The sequence below is a fragment of the Actinomadura formosensis NBRC 14204 genome (assembly GCF_001552155.1).
Taxonomy (GTDB): Bacteria; Actinomycetota; Actinomycetes; order Streptosporangiales; family Streptosporangiaceae; genus Spirillospora; species Spirillospora formosensis.
In genome coordinates this window covers 73,403-92,356 of sequence record NZ_BCQQ01000006.1, presented here as the reverse complement: position 1 = coordinate 92,356, position 18,954 = coordinate 73,403, and the positions used below count along the sequence as shown (strand labels likewise).

The 18,954-nt window shown below is 69.7% G+C and carries 19 protein-coding genes; 12 read left to right on the top strand and 7 right to left on the bottom strand.

Annotated elements, in window-relative coordinates:
• The 4 genes from AF1_RS02730 to AF1_RS02715 all read right to left on the bottom strand — a co-directional run.
• The coding region (locus tag AF1_RS02730) for a hypothetical protein (protein ID WP_217999798.1) at positions 1–549 on the bottom strand (549 nt) is incomplete at its 3' end.
• Positions 542–1,036 (bottom strand): WXG100-like domain-containing protein, encoded by a 495-nt coding sequence (locus AF1_RS02725; protein ID WP_067793362.1) that lies wholly within the window; start codon positions 1,034–1,036, stop codon positions 542–544. The genes AF1_RS02725 and AF1_RS02730, both read right to left, overlap by 8 nt.
• A 3-nt stretch (positions 1,037–1,039) precedes the next feature.
• Positions 1,040–1,369: a hypothetical protein gene (locus AF1_RS02720; RefSeq protein WP_067793360.1), complete on the bottom strand. Its 330-nt coding sequence runs from the start codon at positions 1,367–1,369 to the stop codon at positions 1,040–1,042.
• Positions 1,370–1,383: 14 nt separating this feature from the next.
• Positions 1,384–2,214: a YbaB/EbfC family nucleoid-associated protein gene (locus AF1_RS02715; protein ID WP_067793358.1), complete on the bottom strand. Its 831-nt coding sequence runs from the start codon at positions 2,212–2,214 to the stop codon at positions 1,384–1,386.
• 181 nt (positions 2,215–2,395) lie between these two features.
• Between AF1_RS02715 and eccD the strand changes: the two genes are divergently transcribed.
• From eccD to AF1_RS02660, 9 genes are all read left to right on the top strand, one after another.
• Positions 2,396–3,793, top strand: coding sequence for a type VII secretion integral membrane protein EccD (gene eccD / locus AF1_RS02710; RefSeq protein ID WP_067793356.1), 1,398 nt, complete (start codon positions 2,396–2,398; stop codon positions 3,791–3,793).
• Between the two features lie 9 nt (positions 3,794–3,802).
• Positions 3,803–5,209 carry a type VII secretion protein EccB gene (gene eccB / locus AF1_RS02705; protein WP_131732356.1) on the top strand — a complete coding sequence of 469 codons (1,407 nt, stop codon included), beginning with the start codon at positions 3,803–3,805 and terminating at the stop codon, positions 5,207–5,209.
• 246 nt (positions 5,210–5,455) lie between these two features.
• Positions 5,456–5,776 carry a WXG100 family type VII secretion target gene (locus AF1_RS02700; protein WP_084262378.1) on the top strand — a complete coding sequence of 107 codons (321 nt, stop codon included), beginning with the start codon at positions 5,456–5,458 and terminating at the stop codon, positions 5,774–5,776.
• 40 nt (positions 5,777–5,816) lie between these two features.
• Positions 5,817–6,104: a WXG100 family type VII secretion target gene (locus AF1_RS02695; RefSeq protein ID WP_067793350.1), complete on the top strand. Its 288-nt coding sequence runs from the start codon at positions 5,817–5,819 to the stop codon at positions 6,102–6,104.
• A gap of 165 nt (positions 6,105–6,269) precedes the next feature.
• Positions 6,270–6,632, top strand: coding sequence for a hypothetical protein (locus AF1_RS02690; RefSeq protein ID WP_067793347.1), 363 nt, complete (start codon positions 6,270–6,272; stop codon positions 6,630–6,632).
• Positions 6,633–6,663: 31 nt separating this feature from the next.
• Positions 6,664–7,905: a WXG100 family type VII secretion target gene (locus AF1_RS34055; protein WP_131732355.1), complete on the top strand. Its 1,242-nt coding sequence runs from the start codon at positions 6,664–6,666 to the stop codon at positions 7,903–7,905.
• 101 nt (positions 7,906–8,006) lie between these two features.
• Entirely contained in the window at positions 8,007–9,341 is a 1,335-nt protein-coding gene (locus AF1_RS32955) for a S8 family serine peptidase (protein ID WP_131732354.1), read from the top strand.
• Positions 9,342–9,825: 484 nt separating this feature from the next.
• Positions 9,826–10,452, top strand: a complete 627-nt coding sequence (locus AF1_RS34050) for a hypothetical protein (protein ID WP_131732353.1) — start codon at positions 9,826–9,828, stop codon at positions 10,450–10,452.
• Between the two features lie 609 nt (positions 10,453–11,061).
• On the top strand, positions 11,062–12,189 hold the full coding sequence (locus AF1_RS02660) for a MinD/ParA family ATP-binding protein (RefSeq protein ID WP_242608588.1): 1,128 nt from the start codon (positions 11,062–11,064) through the stop codon (positions 12,187–12,189).
• A 38-nt stretch (positions 12,190–12,227) separates the two neighbouring features.
• Here AF1_RS02660 and AF1_RS02655 read toward each other — a convergent pair whose 3' ends face one another.
• Positions 12,228–12,869, bottom strand: a complete 642-nt coding sequence (locus AF1_RS02655) for a hypothetical protein (protein WP_131732351.1) — start codon at positions 12,867–12,869, stop codon at positions 12,228–12,230.
• 394 nt (positions 12,870–13,263) lie between these two features.
• Between AF1_RS02655 and AF1_RS02650 the strand changes: the two genes are divergently transcribed.
• Complete coding sequence (locus AF1_RS02650) at positions 13,264–13,740, top strand: hypothetical protein (RefSeq protein ID WP_174548810.1); 477 nt, start codon at positions 13,264–13,266, stop codon at positions 13,738–13,740.
• Between the two features lie 7 nt (positions 13,741–13,747).
• On the opposite strand, the gene AF1_RS02645 is transcribed toward AF1_RS02650, so the two are convergent.
• Together AF1_RS02645 and AF1_RS02640 are read right to left on the bottom strand one after the other, a co-directional pair.
• Entirely contained in the window at positions 13,748–15,175 is a 1,428-nt protein-coding gene (locus AF1_RS02645; RefSeq protein ID WP_067793329.1) for a DUF1266 domain-containing protein, read from the bottom strand.
• Positions 15,176–15,287: 112 nt separating this feature from the next.
• The gene (locus AF1_RS02640; RefSeq protein WP_131732350.1) at positions 15,288–16,229 is read right to left on the bottom strand and encodes a DUF6177 family protein; all 942 of its coding nucleotides are present in this window, start codon (positions 16,227–16,229) and stop codon (positions 15,288–15,290) included.
• A 111-nt stretch (positions 16,230–16,340) separates the two neighbouring features.
• On the opposite strand from AF1_RS02640, the gene AF1_RS02635 reads away from it, so the two are divergent.
• Together AF1_RS02635 and AF1_RS02630 are read left to right on the top strand one after the other, a co-directional pair.
• Complete coding sequence (locus AF1_RS02635; protein WP_084262377.1) at positions 16,341–17,780, top strand: LCP family protein; 1,440 nt, start codon at positions 16,341–16,343, stop codon at positions 17,778–17,780.
• Positions 17,781–17,935: 155 nt separating this feature from the next.
• Positions 17,936–18,934 (top strand): glycosyltransferase, encoded by a 999-nt coding sequence (locus AF1_RS02630; protein WP_084262376.1) that lies wholly within the window; start codon positions 17,936–17,938, stop codon positions 18,932–18,934.
• The last annotated feature ends 20 nt before the right edge of the window (positions 18,935–18,954 follow it).

The following is an 18,954-nucleotide window of genomic DNA, read 5'->3' as shown; positions in this document are numbered from 1 at the left end:
AATACGCAGGGGAGTCCCGTCCGGCAGGTTGTGAATCTGCTGCCGGATCTGCCCGCCGATTCGCCAGTTGGTGAAGCTGTCGAGATAGCGCAGGTTATTCCGGAGATCGGCCCCCGCGGTCTGCAACTCGTTCACATGGTCCAGCTGCATGCTCTGGTCGAACAGGCGGCGGATCATGCGCCTGGAGAGCTGGGGGTTGCGCTGGCCGTACTGCCGGTGGATCCGGTCCACCAGGTCCCTGCGATGGTCGATCGAACGCTGGCGGTCGCGCCTGCGCACCGGGTTGACGGCCTTGAACAGCTTGCCTTCGTCGCCCAGCCGCTGCAGGGCCCTGGCCTTGCGGCGGAACTGGGCCTTCGGCATTCCCGGTTCGTGGCGGAGCGTGATGGTGACGGGGCGGCGGGGGCCGTGCCTTTCGGCCCACCGGATGAAGCTCGCGGCGGCCTTGAAGACGCCGCGCGCGTTGTTCTGCCCGGCCGCACGCGGTGCGTGGTACCTGACCCTCAGCAGCAGGACGAGGACCAGGACCGCGAGGCTCGGCCTACCCATTGAGGATCGCTTCGATGGCCATGTTGAGGAGCTGGTCGATGATGAGGCTCGCGATCATCTTGAAGATCGGGATCTCGGCGAGCGAGGCGCCGAAGGTGACCGCGGCGGTCGCGATGGCCTGGGCGATCTGAATGGCCAGCATGATGAGCTGGATGATCACGTGGATCTTGAGGGCGAGGACGATGACGCCGCAGACCATGAGGGCGGCGCCGATGATGGTGGACGCGGTGCCGGCGTCGCCGAGGGCGGGGCCGGGGGCGTCCTCGTGCGACCACGCCTTGCGGAAGGCGTCGATGCCCTCGCCCTGGTTGCCCGCCCAGATCGCGGCGGCGTGGGCGTTGGCCTCGCCGACCGGCTGCCCCAGCTTGCCGGCGAAGCCGATCCAGTCTCCGCCCATTTTGAAGAGCTTCTCTTCGTCGGCCTCGGGCCAGTCGTAACCGAGCATGCCGAGCAGGGAGATCAGATCTCCGGGGAGTTGCAGTCCCATGGCTCAGCCGAGAATGTCGCGGACGCGGTTGACCTCGACGGTGCTGGCGTCCTCCGCCTGGAAGTAGTTCGCCGCCATCACGGTCGCGCCCTCCGCGTGCCCCTTCAACCCGGCGATGTTCTCCTGGATGCACTCGGCGGCGAGTTCGTAGACGGCCATGTAGCAGCCGCCGATCAGCATGCCGAGCATGTCCTGGCCCCAGGGTTCGCCGTGGCCCTGCAGCTTGGCTTGGAACTGCTCCCATTCGGTTTGCAGATGCTGGGCGGACGAGTTGATCCCGGCGCCCGCACGCTTGATGGTCCTGGGTTCTACGTCCAGGTGGTTCTCGCCCATGCGCTTTCCCTCGGTCAGCGTTTCTGGATGCTGCTCATGAGAGCCGTGAGCGACCCCATGAGCGAGCGAAGCTGTTCGATGCTCTGATCTTGCACGGCGCGCACACGCTCCTGGAGATCCGGGTCGGCTGCGGCCTTCGATCGTTGGGCCGCGTCCGCGCGGGCGGAGTCGAGCGCCTCGTTCGCGGTCGTGACGATCGTGGCGGCGAGGGCGTGAGACGCCATGCGCAGCGACCGGGCGTTGAGATGGACCGCCTCGACCCGCCCGGCGCCGTCCGCCACCACCCGGACGAGTTCATCGTCGTCGGCGGCCTCCGCGGTGGACCGTTCCTTTTGGTCGCCGGGAAGGGCGGAACGCGCGACCTCGCCCGCCTGGTCCAGGAGGTGCTCCAGCCCCGGGAACGCGGCCTCCCCGCTGACGTACGCCCGATCGCGGATCCCGGCGAGCGCTTCGTTGATGCCCTGTGTCATCACGCTCAGCCGGCGCAGCCCCTCGTTCTGCACGCGCTGCAGTTCCCCGGCGAGGACGGCGAGGTCGGGGACGAGGTCCGCCTGCTCGGCGCCGGCCCGGGCGCGCACGTCGTCCAGTGCGAAATTGAGCGCGTCGCCCACGTGGGCGGCGAGTTCCTCCGGTTCCAGGCGCAGGACGCGAGGGTCGATGTCCAGCGTCTCGATACGGCCGCCCGTCACCGCGACGGCCCGCACGCGGCCTTCGCCTGACTCGCCTTCACCGCGGACCCGCACCTCGGCGGAGGAATCGGCGGAGGAAGACGCCCGCAGACGCTCCCGCTCTTCCCGGAGCCGCCGTTCGAAGGGAACTCCGGGCCCTGTGATGTCCGACGTCATGGGTCCTCTCCCTCGCCTGCCGGGCGGGCAGGGGCGCTGAAACGGGACGGTTCCCGGTGATGCTGATACCGTCCGCGACGGTGGAGCGGCCATTGGCGCGCGCCGTCACAATTTATCCTGTTACGGTTTCGCCGGTATCCGGACGCTCCCCAGGGACCATGCTTACAGGTGAGGAAGAACAGTGGCTTCAGTCACCGGGGCGGAGCTGTGCAGGGTCACAGTGGTGGCCCCGAAGCGCCGCATCGATATCTCGCTCCCCGCTCATGTGCCGTTCGCCCAGTTCTTCCCGGCGATCCTGCACTATTCCGGCGCCCAGATGGCCGATGCCGGTCTCGCGCACGGCGGATGGGTGCTGCAACGACTGGACGAGGCGCCGTTCGACGGCGGCATGACGCCGGCGCAGGCCGGACTCCGCGACGGTGAGATCCTCTACCTGCGGCCGGGCAGGTCCCAGCTTCCCGAGCTGGCGTTCGACGACGTCCCGGACGTGGTGGCGACCGCCATCAAGGACCGGCGGGACCGCTGGCGGCCGGAGTGGACGCGGCAGTTCTCGCTGTCCGTCGGCGGCGGCGCCTCGGCGGTCGCGGCGCTCGTGGTGCTGCTCGCCGGTCCGTCCTGGATCGTCCCCGCCGCCGCAGCGGGCGTGATCTGCCTGCTGTACATCGCCGCGGCGGTGTCGGTCTCGCGGGCCGCGGGCGACGAGCGGGCGGGCACGGTGCTCGGTTTCGCCGCGCTGCCGCACGCGTTCCTCGCCGGCCTGCTCGCCCCGGCGCGCGACACCGCGTTCTCCGGCCTGGACGCACTGAACGCGCTGGCCGGGTTCGGCACCCTGGTGCTGGCCGCGGTGATCCTGCTCGTCGGCGTCACCGGCGGCGCGTCGGTCTTCTGGGGGATGGTCGTCGGCGGGCTCCTCGGCGCACTCGGCTCCATCGTCGCGCTGCTGTTCGAGGACCTGTCCGCGGCCGGGATCGCGGCGGTCACGGTGGTGGTGGCGATGATGCTCACCCCGCTCACCCCGACGCTGGCGTTCCGTTTCTCCAAGGTGACGCTTCCACCGGTGCCGCAGAGCGCGGACGACCTGCGGCGCGACACGATCATGGTGGACGGGCAGCAGGTGCTGACCCGCACCGGCCGCGCCAACCGGTTCATCACCGGCTTCACCGCCGGGCTCGGCGTCGTGGCGTTCATCGGGCTCGTCCCGTCCGCGTTCGACGACGGCTGGCTCGGCCCGGTCACCGCGGCGGTCATCTCGGCGCTGCTGATGCTGCGGTCGCGGCTGTTCCGCGGCCGGGCGCAGCGGCTGAACCTGATGGTGCCCGGCATGCTCGGCGTCGGCGCGCTGGTGACCGCGCAGGCGTGGGACGCCTCGCCGGTGGCACTGGTCGCGGGTGCGCTCGTCCCGCTCGTCGTGGTGGCGGCGACCGTGGTCGGTGTCGGACTCTGGCTGCCCGGTAACCGGCCGTCCCCGTTCTGGGGCCGCGCCGGGGACATCCTGGAGATGATCCTGCTGATCGCGCTCATCCCGCTGGCACTCGGAGAATGCGGACTGTTCGCGTACATGCGCGGGCTCGCCGGTTAGGAGTGCCGCGTGCAGACTCGTAAGGACCTGCTGCAGGCTCACCGCCTGATGAACCAGCGCGCGTCGCTGGCGCTCATTTCCGGTGAGCCGGACAACCCCGAACTGCCGATGCGGCGGATGAACATTGCCGCATTCAGCGGCGTCATGATCGGCATCCTGTGCATGGCGGCGTTCGGCATCTACGGCATCATCCGGCCGGGCGGCGCCACCGGCCTGGAGAAAGCCGGGATGCTGATCGTGGAGAAGGAGACCGGCGCCCGCTACGTGTGGTGCGAGAACGGCAAGCTCTGCCCGGTCAGCAACTACGTGTCCGCGCGGCTGGTCGCCGGAACCGACCCCAAGAGCCGCCGGACGGTCTCCCGCACGTCGCTCAAGGAATTCCAGCGCGGCCCCGTGATCGGCATTCCGGGCGCGCCGAACACCCTTCCCGAGCCCGACGAGCTGACCAAGGCCCCATGGGCGGTCTGCGTGCGCACGGTCGAGGGCACCTCGCTGGGCCGCCGGTCGCTGGTCACACTCACCGCCGGACGCAAGGTCGGCGGCACCCCGCTGCAGGACGGCCAGGCGTTGGCCGTGCAGGCCGACGGCCAGAACTGGCTGCTGTGGCGCAATTCCCGGATGCGGATGCCGCCGTACGCGCTGACCACGCTCGGCGCGACACCCGCCCCGATCGCCGGAAAGTGGTTGAACTCCGTCACCCAGGGGCCGGACTTCGCCGCGCCGCAGATCCAGGGGCTCGGGCAGCCGGTGAACGGCCCGGGAGGCAATGCGCGGGTCGGGCAGATCTTCAGCCTGAACACCGCGTCGGGCGCCGGGTCCTCGTTCGTCCTCCTCGCGGACGGCCTCGCGCCGATCACCCCGATCCAGCGGGACCTGCTGGTCGCCGACCCGCAGACCCGCAAGGCCTACGGCAACGGAGCCGTCCGGGCGATCGACATCGACGCGGGACAGGTCAACGCCGTCGGACGGTCCTCGCAGCCGATACGGGACCAGAAACTCGAAGGCAAAGCGCCCGCCCTCGTCCCCTTCAACGGGACGAGCCCGCTGTGCGCGCTCTACAGCGACCCGAGCGGCAACAAGGACGCTGTCCTGACCCTCAACGGTTCGCTTCCGGCTCCACCGGACGCACCCAAGCCGAGCGGCGCCGACCAGCTGGTCTTCCCGCCCGGCAGCGCGGCCCTCGCCGGCCGGGTCCCGAGTCCGGGGCAGGCCGACCAGGTCAACACCTATTACCTGGTCGCCGAAGGAAAACGATTCCCGATCAAGGACAAGGAGACGGCCGAGAAGCTCGGCTACTCGCTGCCCGGCGATGCCTCGAAGGTGCCGGCGGGAGTTCTGGACCTGATCGTGCAGGGCCCGGTCCTCGATCCGGCCGCGGTATCCACCCAGACCACGAATGCCCAGGCAGGGAACTGATCATCGGCCGATTCCGGATTCGGTGAAACCGCAATGGGCGCTATTGCGTCCATGACTGTGGATGAACGGATGGACACCCGGCGAGGAAGATCCTATGGTGGGAGGCACTCTGCGGTGCGACCCCCCGCCTTTCAAGGCCACAGGGTTCATTGCGCTGCCGATACGGGGGCAGTTGGTGTTGGCCCGGCGCCTCTGTTCTGGACCACCCTCGCGGGTCACGAGGATACGAGTCACTGGAGGTGACTGATGGGGCAGCAGTCTGCCGTCGACAGAGCGGCAATGAAGCAGGCCGCGGACGACATCGACGCATCCGCGAACATCATCAAGGGGCTGCAGACGCAGCTCGAAGGACACAAGCAGCAGGTCCGCTCGGCCTGGGAGGGCAACGCCTCCATGGCCTTCGAGTCGGTCTTCAACCGGTTCAACGAGGACTTCGGCAAGGTCCTTCGCGCACTTGAGGGCATGCACCAGAGCCTGGTCCAGACGAAGATCACCTACGAGTCGAAGGAAGAGATGTCCGAGCAGGCCGTGAACAAGGTTCAGGCCCTGCTCAACGGCACGACCTGACCGATTCGCATTAGGTGACGAGAGCTGGAGAAGGGGAATCATGAGCTACACGAGAGCCAATTTCGGTGGCCTCAGCGAGGGCGAGGCACAGTTCAGCCAGGCCGCCCGCGCCCTGATGGACGAGCTGAACGACCTGGAGGGCAAGCTCCGGACGAAGCTCAACCAGTGGGAGGGCTCCGCGCAGGAGGCGTACTGGGTCTTCCAGAAGCAGTGGGACGGCGCCGCCAAGGACATGCAGAACGTGGTGGCGCAGCTGGGCCTCGCCATCCGCGACGCGCACGACAACTACCAGCAGGCCGAGCGGAGCAACTCCGGCATCTGGGGTTGATCGGACGGCCGACGATGGCTCATCCCGGGCTTCCGGGGTGAGATGGCCCTGGCCGTTCACGCGGCCAGGGCCGACTTCGCCGCACCGGGTCCAACGGGGGAGCATGTGCCGTTCTGTGTCCCGGCCAGTCGAAGAGCAAGAGGGCTGATCAGGAGGTAAGCGCACATGGGACACCCGCACCTGCCCACCGCCGGAGGCAAAGAGATCAAGATCGATCACGATGCCCTCAAGGACATCGTGAAAAAGCTCGAAAAGGATCTCCACGACCTGGAGAAGATGCGTTACAGCGAGCGAATCCAGGACGCCACGCCTTCCGAGGGCGCAATGGGCAACTACCAGGCCGGTCGCGGTCTGCACACCACCGTCCGGATGGCACGTGACTCCATCGGTGGTACGTACGACCAGTTCATCGAGTCGTACAAAAAAGTGATCGAAGCCATTCGGAACTCGGACAAGACCCATCGCAAGGCCGACGATGCCTCCAAGCGTGGCGTGGAGGCCGCTGGTTCCCCGCATAACTACGTCTGATAGGTACACGAGCGGATTGGGGTGAGCGGCAGTGGGTCAAGAACAGAAGATCAGGAATGACACGATCACGAAGGACGCCGAGGGCGTTGGCCATTGGTACAACGCCCTCGAGGTCTGGCACGACAACTTCGACAAGGTTCGCGAGATTGTCGACAGTATGCAGCCGGGCCAGCTGGAGTCCGGTGCGAAGGAGTACGGCGCCCTCTCGAAGAGGATGACCAGCTCCGCCAACCTGATCTACAACCAGGCGACGCGCATGGCCGAGGCGTGGGGCGGTGAAGACGCCAAGAAGGCCATGGAGAACATGAACAAGACCTATCGCCAGGTACAGGAGATCGAGCGGGTCTCGGACCAGACCAGCAAGGCGATGTCGGCACACGCCAAAACGCAGCATTCCTGGAAGAATGCGTATGGCAGTGGCAGCCGTATGGACAGCTGGGTCAAGGACGTGGTCACCTGGGGTCACCGTATTCTCGCGATCAACCCTGCCACGGCCCCGACCGCCATCGGTGGTCTGATCGGCAACAACGCCGGTGCCAGCAGCGTGATGAACAACATCAACGACGGCACGGTGGAGTCCAACAACAACTTCCCGCCCTCCATCCGCCAGGACCTGGCGAACCCCAACTTCCGCGATACGGATTTCCCTCAAGGCCCAGGTCCAGGTGGCGGTCCGACTTCTCCCAAGATGCCGGGAGGCGGACCGGGCGGAGGCCCAGGTGGAGGCCCAGGCGGTATGCCGGGTGGTCCCGGTGACCTCCCCGGCGGCGGTCCTGGTGGTGGTCCCAGCGGTCCCGGTGATCTCCCCGGCGGCCCTGGCGGTCCGAACATGCCTGGTGGACCGCACGGGCCGGGGGTTCCGGGCGGCCCAGGCGGACCGGACCTCCCCGGTGGTCCCGGCGGCCCCGGCAGTGGCCCTGGTGGCCCGGGCACGGACCTGGCCAGTATGCCCCCTGGGGGACCCGGCGGCGGTCCCGGCCTCGGTGGCGGAGGTGCTGGGCTCGGCGCCGGCGGCGTGGGCGGCGGCCCTGGTGCGCTCGGCGGCGGCCTCGGCGCCGGTCCGGGAGGCATGGGCGCGGGCATGGGTGCCGGCCCCGGTGCCTTCGGCGGCCTAGCCGGCAAGGGCGGGATGAACGGCATGGGAATGCCGATGGGCGCCGGTGCCCGCGGAGGCGGCGGCGACGGCGACGAGCACGAGCGCAGCACGTGGCTGACCGAGGACGAGGACGTCTGGGGCGGCAACGACGACACTGCACCGCCAGTGATCGGCTGACGTAGAGACGTCGTGTGGTGAACGTGACGGCATCGGCAGACCAGGCGTCGCCTGGTCTGCCGATATTTTTGTGAACCGATTCCCGTAGGCGAGGAGTGCTGATGCTGCAACGGGCTCGCAGAGTGGCCAGTTCGACGTTGGCCATGTTCATTCTCGGTGCGGTCGCTTGGCCCGGCTCGGCGGCGGCGGCACCTGGACCTCTGCCTCAGGAATGGTGGTTCCAGAGTTGGGGTGTTCAGAGTCACCTTTGGCCATTGTCCACGGGCAAAGGCGTCACGGTCGCAGTGATCGACACCGGCGTTGAGGCGGATCTACCTGAGTTGCAGGACGTGGTCCTGCCTGGCATGAACGCTGAGGACGGCGGCGGAGACGGTCGAGAAGACCTCGATAGCGTTGACGATCCGCCAGGCCATGGCACGGGGATGGCAGCGCTTATCGCGGCTCAGGGCCGCGGTACTGGCCTGGTGGGTATTGCCCCAGATGCCAAGATTCTTCCGGTCGTTGCGCAGAGTCTCCCTGCTTATGCCAAAGGGATCCGTTTTGCTGCCGACCATGGGGCACAAGTGATCAATCTCTCGCAGGGGTTTCCCAGTCGCTGTTCAGAGGAGCTGCAGAAATCGATTGCCTACGCGCTGGGCAAGGATGCGGTCATTGTCGTTAGCGCTGGCAATGACGGAAACGAAGGGAACGCCAGCAATGCCCCCGCCAACTGCAAGGGTGTTGTGGCGGTGGGCGCCGTCGACCTGCAAGGTCGTCCCTGGGAGAAGACGCAGCGTCAGCCTTATGTGACTGTGGCGAGCCCGGGCGTCCACACGGTCACGGTCCTTAAGGACGGAAAACTCTACCCCGGAAGCGGCACGAGCGACGCCGCGGCGCTGGTATCAGGGGCCGTGGCCATCATTCGGGCCGGGCATCCGGATATGAAGAACCGTGAGGTGGTGCGGCAGCTCATCGCTTCTGCGGCGGACGTCTACGAGAAGGGGAAGGACGACCGGACGGGGTACGGGATGATTCGTCCCTATCGGCCGCTGGCAGGGAAGGCGCCGAAGGGGACTGCGAATCCCGTGTTCGAAGAGTTCGATCGATGGAAGAAGGACCATCCCGAGGCTGCCGGGGTAACGCCTGCGCCCGCCGGGAAGAAAAAGGGCGACTCCGTCTCCACGGGCACCATTATCGGCTACGGGGCTATCGCCGCCGTGGGTTTGGCGGCCTGCATCTTCGGGTTCTTCATCTCCCGGCGAAAGCGGTCCGCAACTCCGCCCCTGATAGGGCCTGGTCCTGGCTATGGTGCGCCGCCAGGATTCGGACAGCAGCCGGGGCCGCCGCCGGGAGGTCCGTATCCCCCTGGGGGGCAGCCACAGTACCAGCCGCATCCGCCCATGCCGCCCGGTCAGCGACCGCCGGAGGGTGGTCCTCCCGCTCAGCCACCCCAGTAACGACGCAGGGGACGGCACTGCACCGCTGGTGATCGGCTGACGTCGAGACATCAGGTGACGAACGTGATGACATCGGCAGGCCAGGCGTCGCCTGGTCTGCCGATATTTTGTGAACTGATTCCGTAGGCGAGGAGTGCTGCTGCGACGGGTTCGGCAAGGGCCGGTTCGACCTTTGCCGTTTTCATCTTGGGTCGGTCGCCTGGCCTGGTCCGGCTGTGGTCGCCCCGATCACGGTCGGATGAATGGTGACCTCGGTTCATCAACACGACCAAGGATGCCAGTTCTCCTGGAAAGGAACGGCTGGTCGGTTACGGAGTCGTCATTCCGGCCCCGGCGTTGGCGGCTAGGGTGCCGAAGAGTGTGCCGAATCCCGTCTTCGCCGCGTATGGCCGCTGGTTGAAGGACGTGCTGAGGGTGAAGCCGTTCCCCACCAGAGTGCCCAAGTCCAACGCCACCAAGCGTACTGATCAGGCGGATCGCAATCTTGCTGGTCGTGCTGATCACCGTTGGTGCGGCCGTGATGATCGGTGGAGCCGTGTTCTTCATCCTCCTCAAGCGCGGCAAGAAGGGTGCTCGTCCGGTGCCGTCGCCGGGGGGCAGGGAGGTCCGCAGGGTGGTCGGCCGTACGTGTCTCCGCAAGGTCCCGGCGTTCCCACCCTCAGTACTAGACCTTTCTCTTTTCGCGGTCGCCTTCCCGCTGTGTGGACGGCCGTTCTCCCTGTTTGCAAGCACGACGACAGAAAGAGTGATCATGAAGAAGCTCCTGCTCATCCCGGTCACGGCTGCCGCGCTGGCACTGAGCCTCAGCGCCTGCGGTTCAGACTCCAAGGACGGCGGTTCGGCGTCCGGGGCGACCGCTTCGGCGACGCAGCCGGGCGGCGGCACCATCACCGGCAATGGCGGCCAGACCACGAACGGCGGCGGGAAAATTACCCCGGCACAGCGTGAGGCGCTGACGAAGACCAGGGAGTGCATGATCAAGAAGGGCTACGACATGCCTGAGGTGGACCCTGCCAACCCGGTCATGATGCCGAAGAACAAGAACGGCAAGAGTGACGCGCAGGTCAACAAGGACGCCGCGGAGTGCGCGGCTCAGTCGCTGCCGTCGTGAGGGTGATGCGCGTTCTCTGACGGACGGAGGGCCGCGGCGGCGGGCGGGGCCTCGTAGGCTGTCTCTGCAACGAAAGGAGGTCGGGTGCCGGACTCGAGTTGGCAGCAGGCCGTCTTGCGCGATCTCGGGGTTGCGCAGCGGGGATTGCAGGTGCTTGAGGCGGCGTCGTCCGTGGCGGTACAGCCCGCCTGGGGCGCCGAGGCTCCGCCTCGGCCGGTGCCCGAGCCTGAACCCGCCGTGGCCCCCGTGGTGATGCCGGAACCGGTTCAGGCGGCCCCTCAGCCGCCTCCTCCGCCGCCGGTGCAGCCGGCCGTCGAGCCGCCTCCTCCGCCGCAGGTCGAGTCTGGCCAGGGTGTCGCGGAAGCTCCGCCTCTTCCTCCGCCGCCGGTGCAGCCGGCCGTCGAGCCGCCTCCTCCGCCGCCTCCGCAGGTCGAGTCTGCCCAGGGTGTCGCGGAAGCTCCGCCACCTCCGCCGCCGGTTCCTTCGCAGGTCGAGTCGGCCCAGGACGTCGCCGAGACTCCGCCTCCGCCGCCTCCTCCTCCGCAGCCTCCGTTCCCGCCGCCGCACGAGGAGGCCGATCCGCCGCCGCCTCCTCCGCCCCCGCCGTCGTTGACGCCTGAACCCGTCCCGCAGCCGTCGACAGACGCGCCGCCCGAGCAGCCGCAGCCCGTCGCGCAGCCGACGCACTTCGACTTCGACTGGTCGGCGGCCGTGAACCCGCTCATCGGGGTCGACACCGCGGACGTCCCGGAGCAGTCCGCGGCCGAGCAGTCCGCCGCAAGTCCGGCCGCGCCGGCGACCGCGGAGCAGCAGCCGCAGGCGGTGGGGGCGGCGGCGCCGGTTCCGGCCGAGGAACTGGTCCGCAAGAACCAGCACGGCGACCCGCTGGCGCGGCGCATGGGACGCAACGTCCGCCGGGCCGTCGGCGGCGGTTCCCGGGAGGCCCGGGAGATGGCCGCGTTCGTCGAGCTGATGCAGCGGTCAGTGCCCAGCACCCGGCAGATCGCGATCGCCAGTGTGCGCGGCGGCGCGGGCAAGACGACGATGGCCGCGCTGGTGGCGACCGAGCTGGCCCGGCATCGCCAGGATCGGGTGCTGGCCGCCGACGCCGACGCCGAGCTGGGCTCGCTGCCGCTCCGGCTCGGCGTTCGCTCGCAGCTGTCGCTGTTCGACCTGGCGGGACAGAACCCGCGTTCCTTCGAGGAGGCGGCGCGGTTCCTGTCGCGCACTCCCGAGGGCCTGTTCGTGCTGTCGTCGACGCGCGGCGGGCGCATCGCGGGTGAGTTCACGCTGGAGACGTTCCAGAACGCGCTCAACGTCGTGGCCCGGTACGTCGGCGCCACGGTCATCGACTGCGGCGCCGGCATCCTCACCGAACTGAACCGGGGTGTCGTCGCCGCGTCGCACGGCCTTGTCCTGGTGACGCCGGGCACGGTGGACGGTGCCTTGAGCGCGCGGGGGGCGCTCGAATGGTACGCGGCCAATGAGCTGGGGGACCTTCTGCGGCGGACGGTGATAGCGATGGTTTCGCATGCCCCCCAGGTGGGTGCCGATCTGCACCGGGCGCATCAGATGCTCACCGCGTGGGGTCTGCCCGTGGTGTTCGTGCCTTACGACCGGCACCTCGCCACCGGCAGTTCGGTGGACATGTCCAAGGTTTCCGCCGCCGCCCGGTCGTCGGTGACCCGGATCGTGCACGAGGTGTTCGCGCGGGCGCTCACCGCCCCGACCCGCTGAGGCGGCGCGGCCCGCGCGGGCCGCGCCGCCGGTGGTGGTCAGTTCGTCCAGATGAGGGTGTTGGTGACCTCCACGCCGAGTTCGCCGGCGGTGGCGAAGACGGCGCCGGTGCGGTCGCCGGTGGCGCCGCCGGACGACCAGTAGGACTGGGCGTAGATGACGCGTGAACCCTGCGACCAGGAGCGCGTCCAGTAGGCGGGGTCGGGACGGGGCTGCGGGAGGCCGCTCGCGTCGGACGGGGTGAGCAGCAGCGGCCAGCCCTTGTCGTTGGTGGTCTGGCTGACGCTGCTCGCCGCCGACGGGCTGGAGAGCGTCAAGATCGACACCGACGTGATGATCTGCTTGGACGGGTTGGCGTACACGGCGGAGTGCATCGGCCCTATGCACGGGTACGTCTGCAGTGCCGTGCGCAGCCGCGCGTTGGCGCGGCTCGTGCACGACTGGGTGCGGGTGCCCGCGCGGGTGAACGTGTTGCCCTTCGCGGTCCGGATGGTCGCGGACAGGACTCCGGAAGGGTCGCCCGGCGTCCCCCCGCTGGTGGGGGTTGGGGTCGGCTCAGAGGAGTAGGGAGTCAGCGTCGGTGGCGTGTAGGGCGTGTACGTGGGAAACGTTGTGGTCCTGTCGTTGCCGCCGCCCAGGACGAGGAACGCGCCGACTCCGACAACGGCGATGACCGCCACCACGCCGAAGATCAGTAGTGGGACGAGTGGGCTACCGCCGCCGCGTGGCGGTGGTGGGAAGCCGGGGCCGCCGAAGGGCGGCGGCGAACCCGGCGGCGGTGGTGGGTATCCCGGGCCGCCGGGGGGTGGGCCCGGCAGGTGAGGGGGCTGCATGATCGACTCCGTGCCGATGGTCGTGCGGGGTGGCGTCCAATGATCGGAACAGCGTATCGGGAGGAACCCGGCGATATCACGGTGATGGATAGGTGTCTCACGGGATAGAGGTCCCGTGGGCAGCGGGTGCGGATCTCTCATAAAGTTGCTGAGGAGAGGGGAGGCAGGTGTCCGACTCAAGCCGGCGACCGGCCGCGGGTGCGGTGGTCGGCTCCCGTTCCGTCCGACGCTGGGGTGGCCGATGAGCAGTGACCTGGTGGCGCTGGTGCGCCGCAGCCCGGATGTGCACGCCGTGGCCGACGGCATGATCGCCATGGGGGAGCCGCTGGAGCTGCGCGGCGGGGAGCCGGAGCCGACGCTGCTGTACGACGCCGAGGGGCGGCTGCTCGTCTCCATCGAGGACGCGGTGCGGGTCTCCGCGCAGAGCGAGATCCGGCGGCTGCTCGGTGCCGAGTTCGCCGACCGGGTCGGCGTGCCGGTGTGGTGGGTGGACGTCCGGGCGGTCGCCGATGTGCCGGAGGCGATGCGGGTCGCGCGCACGTTCGCCGACTCGCTCGTCCGCTGGCTCGGCGGGACCGTCTACCCGGACGGCGCGAGCGATGCCCCGCCCCGCAGCTGGCGGGCGTCCGACCAGGGCGACGACCCCGGTGCCACGGCGTCCCGCGGCCTGTCCGGGGACGTGGGCGGCGCCGCCTACCAGGGCGGCGTGATCGGCTGAGCCGGGCTCAGGGCCAGTCGCGGGTCAGGTCCAGATCCCAGGGGACGAGGTTCCACGGGCTGCGCGGCTCGGTGGCGAGCTCCTCGATGAGCCGTTCGTACTCGGCCTGCGCGGCCCCGCCGCCGCCCGACCAGAGCAGCCGCCCCTGCAGATAGCAGGTGGCCATGTCCCGCCAGGACGAGTACCGCCGCTGGATGTCGAGCGCCAGCGGAAGCATCCGCTCCCAGCAGTACTCCTCTGTCAGCCACCCCACCATGTGGCCCCAGCGGTAGAGCATGAGGGCCCGCCCGTAGTCCCAGATGAGGAAGCGTCCCGCGTTGGCGCGCAGCGCCGGGTCGGCGAGGACCTCCAGCCGGTGCAGTTCCTCGGACGCGTGGTCGCGGTCGTTGAACAGCCGGTGGAGGAACTGGGCCAGCTCGGCGCCCTGCTCGCTCGCGTCCGCGCCCGGTTCGTCGCGCAGCAGGGCCGGGACGAGCCGGGCGTATGCGCCGCCCTCGTCCCCGTACCGGATGCGGATCAGTTCGATGAGCCGTTCCACGAACGGCGGTTCGAGCCGGTCGTGGGCGATGAGGCCGTCGACCTCGCGCAGCAGCGTCCCGTACTCCTCCCGCGCGGCCGGGGGCCGGGCGGCGAGGTGGGCGTCCTGGGCGAAGTCGGCACGGTGCCCGTCCTGGACGAGCCAGTTGACGGCGGCGAGGAGCTGTTCGAGGTCGTAGGCGCCCCACGGGTCCTGTAGCAGCTCGTGGGCGGTGCGGCGGTCGGCGGACGCGGTGGACTCGCCGGGCGCGGTGCCGAGCCGGTCCACCTGGAACCCGTTGACGGCGCCGTAGGGGGCGCCCGCCCCGATGATCCAGCGCTGCACGGGGGTGAGGTCGTTGCCGTGGGTGAGGACGCGGGGCAGGTCGGGTGCGGAGATCAGCTCCCAGAGCCGCCGCTGGAACTCCTCGGCCTGCCGTTCCTCACCGTCGAAGAACCCGGCGAGCTGCTTGCGCAGGGACGGATGCCGGACGTAGAGGCGCCGGAAGAACGGTCCCGTCTTCCACACGAGATGCTCGGGACGCAGGTCGCCGAACGGTATCCGGGTCCGCCGGTGGACGATGGCCTGCTCGTCGAACCGCAGCTCCACATCCGACCACAGCCTCGCGAGGGGAGTGAAACGCCACAGCAGCAGGAAGCAGGCCACGGCGCCGAGCAGCGCCGCGCCCGGTGCGAGCGCCCAGCGCGCCTCGTCCTGGAGCCCCGCCAGGGACAGGACGGCGCCGGCGAGCAGCAGTGCCACGCCGCCGATGCCGAGCCCGACGAACCAGCCGGTGGTGAGGATGAGGGACCCCTCGATGCGAAGGACCGCCTCGTCGCCGTCGAACTCGAACGCGCCCTCCGCGAGCGTCCCCTCGACGGCCCGCTCAAGCGCGTCGAGCTGACCGGCCTTCCCCATGGGCAGGACCGTACAGCATCCCTTACGGGTAGATCATCAGCCCTGTGCGGCGTATGCGGCGTCCATGGGGTGGAAGGCCCGCTTTGGGCGCCGCGTACCCCCGGCGGCCGGATCAGGCCGATTGGAGGTGCTGCATGAGCAGGCTGTGCCGCTGCCAGCCGTCCGGCGAGCGGCCGTCCCCCAGTGGGAAGAACGTCAGCGGTGCGCGCGCCGGCCCGACCGGCTGCCCGGGGATGGCGTGGGGGCCGGTGACGGTGCCCGCGACCGCGAGCGCGACCGGCGCGGCCGCGCCCGTCCAGCGCGGCTCGGTGGTGAGGTCGGCGCGGCCCGGGGTGAGCTGGACGAACAGCGACGCGATCGGCTGGTCGGCGGCCAGCGCGCCGACGAGCGAGGGAAGGTGCCGCAGGGGCGGCGGGTCCTCGGGCGCGTAGCCGACGGTGACGGTGCTGACCTCGGCGACGGCGCCGCCCTCGGCGGCCGTGTAGTCGCAGATCGCCTGCGCCGGACGGGGCCCGTCGCCGCCGACGACGAGCCGCACGGTGGAACGTCCGCGCACGTACTCGGTGAGCCGGTCGCGGCGCCACGGGTGCTCCAGCGGTTCGGCGGGGCCGAGCCCGGACGGGTACTTGCCGGTGAGCAGTTGCAGGAGCCGCTCGACCGTCCCGGCGAGGTCGCCCTCGGTGCCGTGCCGGATCCGGTAGACGAGGGTGAGCTGCGAACCGATCGGCGCGGTCGGGCGGGTGGTGTATCCGGGTGCGTAGTCGCGGGCCTCGGGCACGGGGACGAACGTCGCGCCGCCCCACTTCATCGGCCGTCCGGTCAGGCCCTCGTAGTAGCCGTCGCCGTTGCGTACGATCCACTGCACGCCGGTGCCGGACGCGGCGGTGCGCAGCGGAAGCGTCAGCCGGGAGTCCAGCGGCGTGACGAGCTGCAGGGTGCGGCCGGTCTCGGCGCAGTCGGCGAGGGCCCGGTCCAGCCAGGCGCTCAGCGGCACGACCGGCCGGTCCTGGAGGACGACCATTGCTTGGTCGGTCAGCGCGTCTACGGTGCTCATCTCGTCCGGGAGTCTAGTCACCGGGGACCCTCGATGGCCGGGCGACCTGATCACCGGATACTTTCCAGTGACACGCGTGCCCCTTTTCTAATCTGTGCTGAAATGTTACGGATGCAGCGAGCCGCCGCGCCCTCTCCCGTGTACTACGCGGGCAACGCCCCACCGCCACCGGAACCGCCGGTGCGGGGGCGTCTGTGGCGCGTGCTCGGCTGGGTGTCGGTCGTGCTGTCGGTCGGGCTCGTCGCCGGCAGCCTCACCGCCTACGGGTTCTGGCGGCGGCTGGACGGCCAGATCGACCGCGAGCACGTCGACGACCGGCTGGGCGAGCACCGCCCGCCCAAGCTCAACAGTTCGCTGAACATCCTGGTGATGGGGTCCGACAGCCGCGCCGGGGAGAACGCCCGGTACGGCGTCGAGGCCGGGCAGCGCTCCGACACCACGATCCTGCTGCACATCTCGCCCGGCGGCGAGAGCGCCATCGGCATCAGCTTCCCGCGCGACTCGATGGTGCAGATGCCGCCGTGCAAGAAGAAGAACGGCACGACCGTCCCCGCCCAGTTCGGGATGATCAACGCGGCCTTCTCCAACGGCGGCCCGGCCTGCACCTGGCGCACGATCGAGTCGCTCACCAGGATTCACATCGACCACTACGTCGAGGTCGACTTCGCCGGCTTCAAACGGGTCGTGGACGCGCTCGGCGGCGTCGAGATCTGCGTCCCGAAGCGCGTCGACGACCCCAAGGCCGAACTGCACCTCAGGGCCGGCCGGCAGACCGTCCGCGGCGACCAGGCGCTCGGCTACGTCCGCACCCGGTACGTGCTCGGCGACGGCTCCGACCTCGACCGGATCAGGCGGCAGCAGGCGTTCATGGCGTCGGTCGTCAAGAAGGCCACCGACAAGGGCATGCTCACCGACCCGGGACGGACCTACGACTTCCTCTCCGCCGCGACCAAGTCCATCAAGGCGGACGACCGGCTCACGCTGTCGGTGATGCAGAAACTCGCTTCCGGCCTGAGCGGGATGAGCGCGGGGAAGGTCCGGTTCGTCACCGTGCCGGTGCAGCCGTATCCGCAGGACAAGAACCGCGTCCAGTTCAACCAGGCGCTCGCCGAGCCGCTGTTCAAGGCCGTCCGCGAGGACAACAAGCTCCCCGAGCCCGCCCCCGCGCCGGTGCCCGCGCAGAACAGGGTGCCGCCCGTCCCGCCGGCGCAGGTGAAGGTCGGCGTCTACAACGCCTCCAGTGCCCAGGGCCTCGCCCGGCGGACCGCCGACCAGCTCGGCGAGCGCGGCTTCCAGATCGTCAAGGTCGGCACCAGCAAGAAGCGGTACCCCCGCACGATGATCCTCTACGGTGTGGGCGCCGAACGGCAGGCCGCGCGCCTCGCGATCGCCGTCCCCGGCCCCCAGCCGCGCCCCTGGGCGTCCGCCAGGCCCGGCTACGTCTACCTCGTCATCGGCAAGGACGGCGCCGAACTGCGCGCGCTGACACCGACGGTTCCGAAAATGGCGGGCGAGATCCGCGGCGACCGTAACATTTGCGCTCCGACCTGATCTGGCCATGCGCCGCACCGGTATCTTGGCCCGCGCAAACCATTAACCGCACTAAAGCGTCCTCTGTAGGACGGCCGACTCGAATCCCGACCCTGGCCCGCGAAGCCGCCCCCGCACAGGGCTTTACCGGGCAACGCTCCCCCCGGAACGGACGCATGCAGCCCGAACCCTTCACCCTGTTAATGACCGTCTACGGCGGCGATCAGGCGGAGCATGTACGAGACGCGTTCCGGAGCGCCGTGCACCTGCAGACCCTCCGTCCCGACCAGGTGGTCCTCGTCCAGGACGGCCCCGTCCCGCCCGAACTGTCCGCCTGCCTGCGCGAACTCGTCGAGGGCAGCCCGGTGCGGGTGGCGTTCGTCCACCTGGAGCACAACCGCGGCCTCGGCCCCGCCCTCGACGCGGGCCTGCACGCCGCCTGGTACGACATCGTCGCCCGCATGGACGCCGACGACGTCGCCATGCCGCACCGCTTCCAGACCCAGGTTCCGCTCGTGCGCGCCGGAGCCGACCTCGTGGGCGCCGGGCTCCTGGAGTTCGGCACCGACATCACCGACGTCGTCGGCCGCCGCATCCCGCCGAGCGACCCCGCCGACATCGCCCGCTACTCGCGTCTCCACGACCCGTTCAACCACCCCACGGTCGTCTACCGGCGCAGCGCCGTCGTCGCCGCCGGCGGCTATGGCGACCTCCCCCTCATGGAGGACTACTGGCTGTTCGTCCGCATGATCGCCAACGGTGCGCGGATGGTGAACATCGCCGAACCCCTCGTCTACTACCGCGTCGGCGAGGGCGCCTACGAACGCCGCGGCGGCCGTGAACTGCTCCGCTCCGAACTGCGGCTGCAGCGCGAGATGCTCCGCGAGGGCTTCATCTCCCAGCCGCAGTACTGGCGCAACGTCGTGGTCCGCGGCGGCTACCGCCTCGTCCCCACCATGATCCGCAAACCGTTCTACCGCGCCGTCGTCGCCCCCTACGGCTCCCGCCGCAACCGCTCCCGCGACCGCGCCGGCACCCCGCCCGGCGCCCTCACCTACATCCCCCGCCACGTCCGCCGCCGAGAGCAGCCGCCCCCGCAGCCGCCCCCGCAGCCGCCCCCGCAGCCGGGGCCTCTCACCCCGCAACCGGAGCCCCCGGCGCCGCCCGCCCGCTGAGCACCGGCGGCGATGCCCTC